This window comes from Streptomyces sp. col6 (assembly GCF_008042035.1).
Classification (GTDB): Bacteria; Actinomycetota; Actinomycetes; order Streptomycetales; family Streptomycetaceae; genus Streptomyces.
Genome location: NZ_RDBL01000050.1, coordinates 1 through 12,921, shown reverse-complemented (window position 1 = coordinate 12,921; position 12,921 = coordinate 1). Strand labels below are relative to the sequence as shown.

The following is a 12,921-nucleotide window of genomic DNA, read 5'->3' as shown; positions in this document are numbered from 1 at the left end:
CGCTACCTGCGAAAACGCAACATCAAAGCAGTCATCCCGGAGAAGAAGGACCAGGCCGCAAACCGCAAGAAGAAGGGCTCACGCGGCGGCCGGTCCATCAGCCACGACGCCGACCTCTACAAGGAACGGAACACCGTCGAACGCCTGATCAACAAGCTGAAAGCCTGGCGTGGCGTCGCCACCCGCTACGACAAGTCACCCGAAAGCTACCTTGCCGGCCTCCACCTCCGAGCCTCCATGATCTGGATCGACGACCTGCTCAAGACCACCGCGTGATCACGACATCACACAGCCCCTAGCACAAAGTGACGCGGCCGCCAGTCTTTCGACCCTGCCCAAGGCACTGCCATGATCAGCCTTGTCACGCCTGCCCGCTTCGGCCAACTGCCCAAGTTGCACGTCTATGTGGACGAGACAGGTGACCGCGGCTTTAGCGAGGCCAGCAGAGTAAAGTCGCCGTTCTTCGCCATGACCGCCCTCCTTGTCCCTCAGGAAGATGAGTGGTTGGTCAAGATGACTGCTGGCGGCCTGCGCGCGCTCGTACACGGCGCGGAGCCCCAGCGGATACTCAAGCCGATTCACTGGGTTGAGCACTTCAGGGCGAAGCGCCAAGACCGTCGTCGGCAGGCAGCCCAAGCGCTCGCCCTCATGCCCAACGCCATGGTTATCCACGTCGTCGCCCACAAGGACACGGTTAACGCTGACGCAGGCATGCGGCAGGACAAAGGCGTGTTCTACAACTACACGACCCGCCTGCTGCTTGAGCGCATCGCGTTCGCAGCTAGGAATTGGCCTGGCGGTGCACGTCTAGCAATCGTGCGCCTCGGAACTGTCAAGCACATGGACCACACCACCACGGCGGACTACCTCAACTACGTGCGCCAGACAGCCGGTCTCACCAGCTACCCGATCCCCTGGAACTACATCAAGTGGCCGCTCAGCTGGGAAAGTACCCAGCGTGATGGCATTCAGCTGGCCGACATCCATGCCGGGATCCTGAACAGCGCGCTTAGCGGAGACCCTCAAAACCGGGCTTGCGCCGACAACCTGCTCCTCGTCGGCCACCAACTCCGGAGGAACTGGGACGGTTCGCCGCTCGGCTACGGGGTCAAAGTCATCGGAGACGACACCTTCGTCACGGGACGCGTCTGGTGGCCTGAGTGGCGGACAGGCTTGACTGCATAGAGCCCCCTGGGGGACTCCCGGGGGCCACAACCACCTCAACGGGTGGAGGGATCCAGTTCCCTGGTTCCGGCCTTTGCCCCGGCAGCCCACCAAGGGGCTCCTGCGGTGCTTACAACAACCAAAATTATACCAGCTTTAGCCCTTATCCAACCCGGCTTGCATCGCGGCAAGGGACTAGAAGCGCGGAGAACTAGCAGGTCAAGAGAGGTTCTGTTGTACAGGCGCGTCCAGCCTCCGCCCGACTGCAGAGCACCTTCGTCTCGCTTCAGGTGGCGGCGAAGAAGGGTGAACACGTCGGCAGCGCGCCGGGCCGTCGAAGCCCAGCCGGACATCGCTGTCCCGCCTCATCCAGGAGATCGGTTCGCTGCTCCAGCAGATCGACCGGGCCGTGGTGACCGGGCTCCCAAAGGTGGTGTGATCCGATCGTTCCGCGTGAACATGGCAGGTGCTCCCTCCTCTGGTAGTTTTGCCGTTGCCGTTGCTGTTCGTGTGCGTGTTGACCGCGAGCCCTTCGGATCGACAGGTGGCCCGAGAGTTCACGATTCGCTCAAGGGGCTCGGCTAGTGTGGCCGTAGCGGCTTGGTGAGCCGCGCCCCTGGGACTCCAGCTCCCTCTGGCGAGGGTTGTCTTACATGGGGTGAAGGAGTCCGGCTTCGCACGTCTTGCACACAGCGATGCCGGCGCAGGCTGGGAGCCGGCGGAACGGGACCCGATCCCCTATGCGACGTAACCGGACCAGCCGACAGGCCACCCGACGGTGCATGTACACCGGCGAGAGCTACCACCAGGCCCTTGGCGCTCAACAAGACGCGCATGCCACCATTCCAGCAGCCACTGGGCACCAGCAGTTCCTTGAGGCCCGCATGTTCGAGGCCGTCGTCGACTCCGGGCGCGACTTCTACGAGCACCCCTTCGGTGTCCGCCGGGTCCTGCCCCAACCGGCCACCACCACCCTGCAACTGGAGACCGCGGAGCGGGCCGTCCATCTTCTTCGCTACGCGCTCCCCTCATACAGCGAGGAGTACGGCCACAACGGTCTGCGAGGTGCATGGATCCGGCGCCGCACACACCAGGGCATCGAGATCGCCAGCGCCCACGGTCAGGCATCGGTGTGGCTGACCGGGCTGTCGTCGTCCGACTGGAACCGAGCGGAGCGGACCATCGCGGAGGAGCAGGCCGACGAGGGACTCCAGAGCCTCTGGCAAGGCCTACCCTCAGAGCACACGACGGGCGAGGACCATCAAGTCACAGGCGAGGCCGCCCGCGCGAGGCGCTGGGACAACTACCTGAACCGCGGCGCGTGGTGCGCAAGCAGCCTCCTGCGCCGCATCGCGATCTTCCACACGGTGACCACAGCGGATGTGGTGACAGGCATCAGGGCCCTCCCGGGAATCATCGGGTACGAGGGACTCGGCCCGGTGAGGTGGGCTTTCGAAATCGACCAGCGGCCTGGCCTGCCCGACAGCCAGCATGCCCTCATTCAGGCCCTCACCGACCCCGGCTTCGGACTACCGATTCAGGAAGTGCCGTTCGGAATCCCGTTCTTCGACAACTCGGCACGGCATACGCGTATCGGCGACAACGCCGCGACGGCCCTCATCGAACTGCGCTCCAGCGAGATCACCTACCCGACGCTTCAGGGACGGCCCCCATGGGGTGAACCCATTCGATGTGCTGAGCTGGGCCTTGCCATCCGACGCCGCGTCGAGAGGAATCTCGCCTCCCCGCCCTACCGCGCAAGTAGCTGACGAGACGGGCAAGCTCCCAGCGCACCTCCGTCAGGGGCCGGTGAGGATGTCGTGGGTGCCGATGCGGCGCCAGATGACGTGCGGTACGCCGGGGAGGCGCGCGGGCCCGTACGAGAAGGTTGCGCGTCCTGCGGGGCCTGTGCCCATGGACCAGGTCAGCTCGTAGACGCCGGGTGCGCGTTGGACGCGCTTGATGCGGAGGCCAGCGCGGAAGCTTCCTCCGGCGCGCAGGTTTTCGACGAAGGCCGCCACGGTCTGACGGAACTTGCGGCGTTGTTCCGGGGTGAGGCGGTCCAGGTCGGCAGCGAAGCGCGGCAGGGTCTCGTACGTGGGCACGGCGAACTCCTTCAGGACGCACGAAGCCCCCGGCCGGTCGGCCGGGGGCGGTGGTGGCTGTTCGTGCTGAAGGGCGTCGGTGACGCGTTGCTCAGTCGTGGTGGGTGGGGCTCGCAGGGTCGTGGCGCAGTATTCGCACGCCACCGTCAGGCGTCCTCGCCGCCGGGAAGCGGCGGCATCTCCTTCCTCCAGCGGTTGGGGTGGAGCAGGTGACAGCCGGTAGGGCACCAGCGGTCCTTGACGTGCTCTCGCTGAGGGAAGGGTGACTGGGCGCTGAGGACCAGGTACACCAGCTCCTCGGTGATTGCCGGGCAGAGAGGACAGGCGATTCCAGCTCGGGTGATATCCATGGGCGGGAGAGTGCACAGCCCGAGGGCTTACCGTCTCGGGCTGGCCCGGCTGCCCGTCTGGCGGGCGCTCCGGTAAAAATCTGGTGATGCGCTCCCGCCCGGCGGGATGGACCCCAGAACACATTTCTGTGCAGGTCAGCGCCGGGGTTCCATGGGCCGATGATCAGCATGTCGCCGGTTCGCCCGGGGGCCGGGGTGCGCTATCTGTTCCGTGGCGTGATGGTCGGTGACGGCCGCCGCCGGGCGGGCACGCCTCTGCGCGCAGCCCAGGACGAAGCCGGTGTCCCGCCCGGCGTGTGGAAGGGCCAGGGCCTGGCCGCGCTCGGCCTGGCGGCCGGGGGCGTGGTGAGCGAGCGGCAAGCCGAACTGCTCCTGGGGGAAGGCCGGCACCCGGACGCCGACCGGATCGAGCGTGAGTACCTGGCGCAGGGCAGGAGCCCGGCGCAGGCGCGGCGGGCGACCGTGCTGGGCAGGCCCGTTGAGCACAACCGTTCACCGAAGACCGACAAGGCCAAGGAGCGGACCCCCTGGCTGGCCTTCGACCTGGTGTTCCGGCCCCCGTCGACGGCTCACATCGCGTGGGCTCTGATGGACGACGAGCACCGCCTGGTGCTGGAGCTGTGCGACGGCATCGCCCGCGATAAGACCCTGGGGTGGCTGGAGGAGTCGGTCGCAGAGATTCGCTGGAAGGCCGGTGGCAAGCAGCGGGCCGGGGTCAAGGACGGGCTGGTCGTCGCGGTGTTCCGGCACTACGAGTCCAGAGCCGCGGAATCGAGGCCACTTCTCCACTCGCATGCGGTGGTGTCGGTCCGCGCCCGGCGGCCGCACGACGGGAAGTGGGGCAATCTGTCGACGGACTCGCTGATGACTCACATCGTCGCGGCCGACTGCCTCTACGCCCTGCTGTTCATGGAGGAAGTGTCCGCCCGGCTCGGGTGGGCGTGGGAGCCGCGCGAGGTGACCCCGGGCCGCCGGCCCGTGATGGAGATCGCCGGAATCGACCAGCGGCTCATCGACTGGCAGTCCACCCGCCGCCAGCAGATTAAGGACGCCCTGTCCGTCCTCACCGACCAGTACAAGGAACACCAAGGGCACCCGCCCGGCGAGAAGGCCGGCTACGCGCTCGCCTGCCAGGCCGCCGACCAGACCCGCCCGCCCAAGCGCACCGAGATGCTCTCGCTGACCGAGCTGCGCACGCGCTGGAGACGCTCCGCGATCCGGGCGTACGGCGCCGACGTCGTCGACCGGCTCGCCGTGCGGGCGCGGGCGGCGGCCGCGGCGGTGTGGGCCAGGGTACGGCCGGCGGTCGACGTCGTCCTGGCCGCCGTCGAAACCGTCGCCGTGGTTTACGTGATGCGCGGAGCTTTCGCCCGCCACCACCTGCTCGCCGAAGCCCGACGCCACCTCGCCTACGCCCTGCGCGGCCGCCTCCACGAACCCGGCCTGGACGAACGGATCGTGCAGGCGGCCGTGGACGACCTCACTCGCCCGGTCGGGCGCGGCCGGAGGCTGACCGCCGACCTGCGCGCCCTGTACCCGGGCGACACCGAGGACCAGGCGGTGCTGCGTCCGCTGACCCGCAACCGCACGGCGGCCCCGTACGAGCGGGCCCGGCTCGCCGCCGGCGCTCTGGCCGCTCGGGTCCGGGCCGCGCGGCGGGCGGAGCGTCTGGACTCCCGTTCCCGGCCGGGCGCGGTCGCCGTGCCCGCCATCTTGAGGTCGCACCCGCGCCCGTTCCGCACCGGACGGAAGGCCGGCCGCCGTCGGCTCCTGGAGCCCGAGTCCGGCGTCGACGTCGAAACGGTGGAGCAGACCCGCCGGACCGTTGAGGCCGCCGCCGCGCAGGTGGCCGCCACGGTCGAAAACAGCCGACGGGCGCGCGCCCGCGCCTACGGCTTCCGTTCGCCGCCCGTCCCGGCGGTCCCGCCGCCGCACACCCAGCAGCCCGGCACCGAGCACACGCCGGGCCGCGGTCCAGGAGGAGTCACGTGAACACCCCGGAAGAACAGCCTGACCACGAAGAGACGCTCGCCCGCGCCCTCGCAGCCCGCGAGCAGATGGCCGCCGCGCTCGACGAGGACCAGGAGCCCGAGGCCGATGAACCCGAGGGGTGGCAGCCCATCTGGAAGCGGCCCCGGACACCGAAGTCGAAGGCCGACAAGAAGAAGGAGCTGCGCAAGCAGCGGCGGCGGCTTCAGGACGCGGGGAAGCGCCGGTTCGCGGCTGGGCAGTCGCGCAGGCCGCGCTCCCGGCAGAGCCGGATCGGCAACGCGACCGCCCGCCGCGATGCCCGCGGTTCGGCTGGCAGGCATGACGAGTCCAAACCGGTGCCTTCTGGCAGTTGGTACTCGTAATGTGATGACGTGACTTTCACGTATCACGCTCCCGTTGCTGCCCAGCAGATACGAGAACTGCCAACGAGGGATGTCGCCCTGCTTCTGCTGCAGCATCTAGCAGGTGGAAACGGGCGCGCCCTTCAACTGAACACCTTCGTGGGCTCGACGGCCGCCCGCGCATACGAGGGCGAGCCGGACGTCGGCGAGCTGCTGGACGGGCTTTCGGATGCCTGGTCCTGGCTCGAATCCCGGGCCTTGCTCGTTCGGGACCGGACCCAGAATGAACCCTTTCGGCGAGTCTCGCGCGAAGGCATGGAGCTGGCCAAGAACCCGCACGGCCTTGCCCGGTTCGAGGCCAGTGAACGGCTCTCGGGTCCCTTGCACCCCGCCCTGGAGGGGGCGGTGCGCACCAACTTCCACCTGGGCGAGTACGAGCTCGCCAGCTTCGCAGCCATGAAAGCAGTCGAGGTCGCCGTCCGCGAAGCCTCCGGTCTCGACAACTCCCTGGTCGGCGTCCACCTCATGCGCGCAGCGTTCCAGCCCTACAAGAACGGCAAAGCAGGCGGACCGCTTGCTGACGCCGAAGCCGAAGGCGGCGAGCAGGAAGCCGCCTCAGCCCTCTTCGCCGGAGCCATGGGCGCCTACAAGAACCCGCCCAGCCACCGCACCGTGCAGTTCGACGACCCGATCGAGGCCGCCGAGATCATCCAATTCGCCGACCTCCTGCTGCGCCAGGTCGAACGGGCCAAGCTGCGTGCACAGGCTCCTGATGCCGGAGCACGATGAATGGCTCTCCGTCACCCAATGAGTGAGCGGAGGACCGGGACGCTGAGACCTGCTGCGGTGAGCCCGGCCAGAACAGCAGCGGCCGCGGCGCCACCGCTGAGGAAGGTGAGCCCTCCCGCGATCAGGCCGATAACGACCGCGATCAGGAGGACGACGGCCGTGTGGATCGTCAGGAACGGGGGCGATCCTGGCGGCGTCGAAGCGGGCGAACTCACTATCTCTCCCTAGATGTTGATGATGTGACGCCCGCTCATAAGTGACCGACCGGAGGCCACCCCACGGCCGATTTTCCTGACCTTTCGGGCAGCAAAAAGATCTTGAAAAAGTCCGTGGGGTGGCCGTGGGAGGCGCACTTACAAGGGGTCGTCTCGGCGGCAGCCGTGGCAGCACAGGAGCTTGCGAGTGGGATGACGCGGTTGGTGGCGAGCCGTCCCCTTGCACAGCTAAAGGGGCGGTAGACGACAACCGGAAGGGGAGGGCATGCAGGGCGACGGCGCGGGCGAGGAGGTCGCGGCCGCGCGCGCCCGCAACCTACAACCTGAAGACGGCCAGCCTGATGCCCGAAGGCTTCTCGGCGCCCCCGTCACCTCTCCAGACCCCCGCGCCATGAACAGCCGCCAGACCAGGGAGGCCCGGCGGCTCCAAGCGAGCATCGACCGCCGGCTCGCCGACGGACGCTTGGTGGCCATGCTTCAGGAAGACGGCTTCCAGGGCCCGCGCTATGACCACTTCGTGGAGGAACTGGTCCGCTATGGAATCTCTGTACTGCGCGGCTGGATGCACTCCGGCTACATCTTCGAACTGGTCTCCCAGCGCGGGTTCGGCCTCAACCCGCATGAACTGGACCTGGAAGATCTCGCCACCGACAGCGATCTGCGCGAGCAACTGGCCAACATGACCATCGCCCGGGCGCTGCCGCGCTTCCGTAAGCAGGCGTTGATCGACAAAGGGTGGACCCCCGAGGGCGGCGCAAGTGTTACTACCTACTTCATGGGAGCGTGCGCGTACGACTTCCCCAACGAGTTCCGCCGGCACCGGGCCAGCGAGGCCCGTCAGCACCGCGCCCTGCGCCGGGAGAAGGAGCTCTACAGCCCACCTGTCAGCACGGTCAGCGTCGCACAGGAAGTCCTGGGCAATCTGAGCGTCCTGGACGAACTCGGAGAAATCACCGATCCGCGCCTCAAGGCGATCGTGGCCCTGACCCTGGACGGCTACTCACAGGAGGAGATCCGAGAGCTGGTGGATGCCACAACCGTCCGAGCCATCGAAGGCCAGATGTACCGCTGGAGAACCAAAGCGAAGCAGAACAGGAGGGGAAACCGCGATGACTAGCAGAGACGACGAGTTCAACACGCTGCTCAACGCGTCATCGCTAGGCACTGACGCGGCACGAAGCCTCCGGGGTCGAACCCCTCAAAGCACCGCCAAGGCCATCCGCACCATCATTCATCTGCGCAACACCGTGGTTCACCGAACCAAGCCCGTGACGTCGCAGAACGTCACCGACATCCTTACGACGCTCGGCTCCCTGACCAGTGACGACGCAGGCACGCAAAGTCTGCGCAAGGCCATGGACCGCCTTCGTGTCCACGACGAACCTGAAGCGATCAATGCGCTGCCGGAGGCATTGGAAGCCCTGAGCAGCCTCCTGTGGGACGAACTCGACCCCGCCACATCCCAGCAACTGAAGACTGCGCTCACGGTCATCTGCACGCGCCTGGTTACACAGGCCGCGCCCTCCCTGCTCACCGTGTCGGAAACAGCTGCTGTCATGGAGGTCTCAAAGCACACCGTCTATCGGCTGGTGCACACCGGACACCTTCCTGCTATCCGCACCGACAGATCCTTTCGGCTCCCCCGGGTCACTGTGCTTGAGTACATGCGTGAGTTGTCTCAGCAGGCGCCTGTCAATCCACGGTGATCATGGAGGGACCCCTGAACAACGTGTCGGCCGCCCAGGAAGAGCGACGCCTGCTGCGTGCGATCAGCTTGGGGAAGCCCGCCCTCTCGTGCTCGTGCCTCATGGCCTCGATGTCAGTGCCTCTCCTTACTCTTCGGCCAGGACCAGTGAATGGAGCCCACGTGGCCAGCAGGGACATTGACCACCGAGCGATCGAGAAGCACGTCAAGGAAATCAACAAGGCATACCAGCGCGCCGCCCGGAAGTACCCGGTCACTGTGCCGGTAGCTGGCCAAGGATTCACGATCTCCTCTGGGGCCACCGGGGTCGGGATTGAGCGGGATCCTCAGCTGGTGGCTCTGCTGATTTGGCTGGGTGTTCAGTCTTCCAGGGGATACGCGAACCAGGACGGCTACATCACCCTGACAGGGATGTCCTCGGAGGAGGTCAGCGTCCTGGCCCACGCGCTGGAACGTGATGGTCTTCTTGCCTCGCCGAGCGCATCTGGTGAGATTTGGAGGATCACTGACGACGGGCGCGTGGAGCTCCGGCGGCTTGCCCAACTACGTAGCGATCCCGCAGCACGGCACCGCTATGCGACCGACGCCTTTCTGCGCTGGCTCTACACCGCTGCCCATGACCAGCGCCCCACCTACCCCACCGCCTTCCTCGCTGCCGCCGAATCCCACTTCGCCGGAGAAGCCTTGTCAGGAACGGAACTGGCCTACGCACTGGCACGTCTCGCGCACTCGGGGCTTGTCAGCAAGATCGCTACCGAGCCCGAAACCGTCGCCATCACCATCGACGGCATTGACTGCGTGCTTTCTGGAGCAACTGTGAGCGACTACCTCAATCGGACCCACCCGGGTGACTACTACAGCATCAACGCCACGAACGTCGTTGCTGGCACCAGGGGCAACGTTGAGCAGCACAACCACAACAACGCCCTCGACCTCAGTGCCATGCGCGAATTTGCCGAGCTCGTGAAGCAACTCGCTCCGGTCTACGGCATGGAGCCCGAGGAGGAAGCGCAACTCGTTCACGACGCCGAAATCCTGGCTGACGAGACCAGCAGTGAGACTGCACAACCTGGTCGTATCCGTGCGGCCTACGACTCCGTGATGGGCGCACTCGTCCAGATCGGCACAACGTCAGCTGCCCTGAGCACCACGATCGAACAAGGCCAGCAGGCCCTGAACATAGCGTTCGGCAGCTGACGACCTCCACCGATTGGGGGTGGCTTTTGCGGGTACAGCCGCTCCGAGTCGCTACGCCGCCCATTCCAGCCCCAAGCTGGCGAGGGTGGTGAGCTGGTCGTCGCTGAGCCGGTCGCGCCTGTTCTTGTGGTTGCTGAGGAACACGCCGAGTCGCACAGACGTTCCGTCTGGCAGCTGTTCGACGTGCTGTCGTCCGACGGTGGTCTTGCCTTCCCGTGCGATGTATTGCCGTAGGGCTTCTACACCCCGCTGGAAGGCTTCGGAACCCTTCTCGGCCCCCGCCTTACCCGCGCCTTGCGCTGCGCCCTTGCGCGCCTTTACAGCCGCCCGCGGCCGCACCCCCAGCTCCTCCAGCCGCCGCCGCTGCTCCGCGTTCAGCTGCGCCCAGTCCCGTGCTTGCCGAACCGCCCAGCGGCCGATGTCGTCGCCCCGGTACGTAACCCCGGGCTGGACGTCCTCCAGCGTGTTCCCGGCATCCAGGAGCGCGTGCAGGCCGGTGTAGCAGCGCTGCCAGTCCACGGTCCATCCGAGCAGCCGCGGGTTCCAGTCCGGATCGATGGCGGCGAGCTGCTCTGCGCGCCAGCGGGCGCGGTCGGTGTCTTTGCCGAGGCCTTCGGGGCGGCGGAGGTTGGTGAGCCATTGCCCGATGGGCTTGTCGAGGGCGGTGGCGTGCCGGGGCGCGGCCAGCGTCCCGGCCTCGGCGAAGTACGCGCGGGCGGCGGCGAGGTTCTCCTCGAAGCCGGCGTCGGCGGTGTCCCACACCATGCCGAGCTCTTCCAGCTCGTCGGCACGCTCGCCGTTCATGGTTCCGGCCCGGTAGGAGCGGCGCTGGTCGGACAGCCACCTCCCGAGCGGGTAGGCGCCCTCGGTGTGCTCGTAGGGCACGTCCAGGCCGCCCTCGCGCTCGAAGTAGCGGCGGGCGGCGTCGTAGCCACGCTGCCAGTCCTGACGCTCGGTGCTGATGACGTTGAACCGCACCCACTTCGCGATCATCACCGGATCCCTGGGGGCAGCGAACCGCAGCAGCAGCCGCGACTCCTCCTGGCCCTCCTCTGGTTCAGGACCGATCGGAGGCGACGGATCAACGACCGCCTTCCGCTGTTCCTGAGGAATAGCAAGCAGTTCGATGGCACGCTCGTCGTGCGCCCGCAGCCCTTCCAATACCTTCACCAAGGGCCTGTACGAGTTGGAGGTGAGCATGTCTTCCGGCTTTTCACCAGGTGCGAGGAATACGGGAACGATCAGTGTCGCCATCTTTCCCTGTCCCGGTTTTTGCCGCAGCGCCCGGCCGATGGCCTGCACGATGTCTACGGCCGACCCCTTGGGGTCGAGGAGGGCGACGGAGTCCACGGCGCGGATATCGACGCCCTCGCCCAGGACCCGGCAGTTGGACAGCACGGCGCGGCCAGCGCGCCGGCCGAAGTCGGCGAGGACCCGGCGCCGGTAGTCGGGCTCGTGGTCCCCACACAGCCAGTTCGCCCACACCCGCTCCGGATACCGCTCCGAGTCCGCCGCATGGAGCCGCTTCGCGACGCGGGACAGCCCCCCGGCGAACGCAGCCGCCTCCACGGTGCGGTGGTGGAAGGTGATCGTGGTCTGCAGCCCGTGCTCGGCCATCGTCTCCAGCAACGCCGCCTGGAGCGCGCCCATGCGTTCCCCGCGGACGTCCTCCTCCCGCTTCTGCGGCCCGGACAGCCGGGCGGGGGTGACGACCGGGTCGGTGAGCTCCACGACCACGATCTGATACCGCGCCAGCAGGCCCCGTGACACGGCCGATGCGAGCGACAGCTCGTAGACGACAGGCCCGAACACCTTGGGATCATCCATCGAACAGGCCAGCTCCTGCGGCAACCGGTCCCGCAGCACCCCCGCCCTCTCCTGCCGCTCCGCCCGGGAAAGCCGAGGCGGCCGCTCCTTCCAGATCCTGGGCGTAGCGGTCATGTAGAGCCGGCGCATCGCGGGGATGACGTCCTGGTCGTGAACCGCAGCCCACGCCTTCCCCGCCGAGCCACTGGTTCGGTGCGCCTCGTCCACGACCACCAGGTCGAACACGTCCATGGGCAGCCCGTAGGTTCCCTCGTGCGCTTCCTCCAGGACGGGCAGGGAGGCGTAGGTGGCGTACACGGTCACTGGCCCCCGACCGTGCCACAGGGCCAGCTGCGGGGCGCTCGTCGTAGAGCGCACCTTCAGGTCCCACAGGTGGGGGTCGTCCTCCAGCGAGCAGACGGCGACGGCGGGTCCGTGGTGGCCGGCGGCCCGCCATTCCCGCACGGTCTGCGTCAGCAGATCGAGAGTCGGCACCAGGACCAGGACCCGCCCGTTACGGGCCAGCCGGAGCGCGGACTGCGCGGCGATGAACGTCTTCCCCGTGCCGCAGGCGGCCACCACAGTGGCCCGTAGACCGGCCTGCGGAATCTTCTTCCCCGGCGGGATATCAAGGCCGCGCACGACAGCATCGACAGCTTCGATCTGGTGAGGTCGGAGCGTGAATTTCTCTGCACTCGGCATATGGGATCTCCGGAAATCCAGGAACGAACGGGCGGCCGTCAGAGGCAGTGACGATTGGTTCGGGATGCTACACAGAACATCAGCTACGTGTGATGCGATGCATGTGCGAGCGATACACAGGTATTATCTTAGCGGGTCGATGTTTCCCCAGGGAGAGTTTCCAGCCACCTTGTCCCGGCGATGAGACCGCCTCCGAGTACGACTGATGGCCTGTCTGGTGTGGGTGGAGCGCAGCGGAATCCGCACCCTTGGGTTCGGGGCCGGCACTCGGGCCGGGGTGATGGAGTGTCACGGTTCCGGGGTGGTTGTTTTCTCGGGATGCTACACAGACCAGCGGTGATGCACCGTCATCGTGTAGCCAGCCGTTCCGGCGGAGCCGGAACTCGGCGGGGGAGCGAAGCGGACCCGCCCCGCAGTCCGGGCCGGAGCGAAGCGCAGGCCCGTGGATTGGAGCGAAGCGGAAATCCGAAAGCCGCGAAGCGGCTTTCCATCGCTTCAACCGGGTTGCGAAGCAACCCGGTTCGCTTTCGAGCCGCGCAGCGGCTCGGTACCCGC

12 protein-coding genes and 1 pseudogene are annotated in these 12,921 nt (G+C 67.1%); 9 read left to right on the top strand and 4 right to left on the bottom strand.

Features of this window, described 5'->3' with window-relative positions:
- The 3 genes and pseudogenes from EAO73_RS34970 to EAO73_RS34960 form a co-directional block, all read left to right on the top strand.
- Nucleotides 1-276: pseudogene (locus EAO73_RS34970) on the top strand (IS5/IS1182 family transposase); the annotation flags it as partial.
- Between the two features lie 72 nt (nucleotides 277-348).
- Nucleotides 349-1,185, top strand: a complete 837-nt coding sequence (locus tag EAO73_RS34965) for a DUF3800 domain-containing protein (protein ID WP_147975558.1) — start codon at nucleotides 349-351, stop codon at nucleotides 1,183-1,185.
- Between the two features lie 761 nt (nucleotides 1,186-1,946).
- Complete coding sequence (locus tag EAO73_RS34960; RefSeq protein WP_224756588.1) at nucleotides 1,947-2,933, top strand: hypothetical protein; 987 nt, start codon at nucleotides 1,947-1,949, stop codon at nucleotides 2,931-2,933.
- Between the two features lie 30 nt (nucleotides 2,934-2,963).
- Here EAO73_RS34960 and EAO73_RS34955 read toward each other — a convergent pair whose 3' ends face one another.
- Together EAO73_RS34955 and EAO73_RS34950 are read right to left on the bottom strand one after the other, a co-directional pair.
- Complete coding sequence (locus EAO73_RS34955; RefSeq protein ID WP_147975556.1) at nucleotides 2,964-3,269, bottom strand: hypothetical protein; 306 nt, start codon at nucleotides 3,267-3,269, stop codon at nucleotides 2,964-2,966.
- Between the two features lie 146 nt (nucleotides 3,270-3,415).
- Complete coding sequence (locus tag EAO73_RS34950; RefSeq protein WP_147975555.1) at nucleotides 3,416-3,619, bottom strand: hypothetical protein; 204 nt, start codon at nucleotides 3,617-3,619, stop codon at nucleotides 3,416-3,418.
- Between the two features lie 219 nt (nucleotides 3,620-3,838).
- On the opposite strand from EAO73_RS34950, the gene mobF reads away from it, so the two are divergent.
- The 3 genes from mobF to EAO73_RS34935 are packed head-to-tail and all read left to right on the top strand — an operon-like array spanning nucleotide 3,839 to nucleotide 6,741.
- Nucleotides 3,839-5,611, top strand: coding sequence for a MobF family relaxase (mobF, locus tag EAO73_RS34945; protein ID WP_147975560.1), 1,773 nt, complete (start codon nucleotides 3,839-3,841; stop codon nucleotides 5,609-5,611).
- A complete protein-coding gene (locus EAO73_RS34940) occupies nucleotides 5,608-5,973 on the top strand; it encodes a hypothetical protein (protein ID WP_147975554.1) in 366 nt (121 codons plus the stop codon). The genes mobF and EAO73_RS34940 overlap by 4 nt, the downstream gene beginning before the upstream one ends.
- Before the next feature lie 9 nt (nucleotides 5,974-5,982).
- Nucleotides 5,983-6,741 carry a TIGR02391 family protein gene (locus EAO73_RS34935; protein WP_147975553.1) on the top strand — a complete coding sequence of 253 codons (759 nt, stop codon included), beginning with the start codon at nucleotides 5,983-5,985 and terminating at the stop codon, nucleotides 6,739-6,741.
- Between the two features lie 11 nt (nucleotides 6,742-6,752).
- Here the strand turns inward: EAO73_RS34935 and EAO73_RS34930 are convergent, their stop codons facing one another.
- Nucleotides 6,753-6,956: a hypothetical protein gene (locus tag EAO73_RS34930; protein WP_147975552.1), complete on the bottom strand. Its 204-nt coding sequence runs from the start codon at nucleotides 6,954-6,956 to the stop codon at nucleotides 6,753-6,755.
- 265 nt (nucleotides 6,957-7,221) lie between these two features.
- Between EAO73_RS34930 and EAO73_RS34925 the strand changes: the two genes are divergently transcribed.
- The 3 genes from EAO73_RS34925 (at nucleotide 7,222) to EAO73_RS34915 (ending at nucleotide 9,858) form a co-directional block, all read left to right on the top strand.
- Entirely contained in the window at nucleotides 7,222-8,073 is an 852-nt protein-coding gene (locus EAO73_RS34925) for a hypothetical protein (protein WP_147975551.1), read from the top strand.
- A gap of 373 nt (nucleotides 8,074-8,446) precedes the next feature.
- Complete coding sequence (locus EAO73_RS37000; protein ID WP_224756589.1) at nucleotides 8,447-8,662, top strand: excisionase family DNA-binding protein; 216 nt, start codon at nucleotides 8,447-8,449, stop codon at nucleotides 8,660-8,662.
- A 161-nt stretch (nucleotides 8,663-8,823) separates the two neighbouring features.
- Nucleotides 8,824-9,858, top strand: coding sequence for a hypothetical protein (locus EAO73_RS34915; protein WP_147975550.1), 1,035 nt, complete (start codon nucleotides 8,824-8,826; stop codon nucleotides 9,856-9,858).
- 51 nt (nucleotides 9,859-9,909) lie between these two features.
- Here the strand turns inward: EAO73_RS34915 and EAO73_RS34910 are convergent, their stop codons facing one another.
- Nucleotides 9,910-12,366: a DEAD/DEAH box helicase gene (locus EAO73_RS34910; protein WP_147975549.1), complete on the bottom strand. Its 2,457-nt coding sequence runs from the start codon at nucleotides 12,364-12,366 to the stop codon at nucleotides 9,910-9,912.
- Between the last annotated feature and the right edge of the window lie 555 nt (nucleotides 12,367-12,921).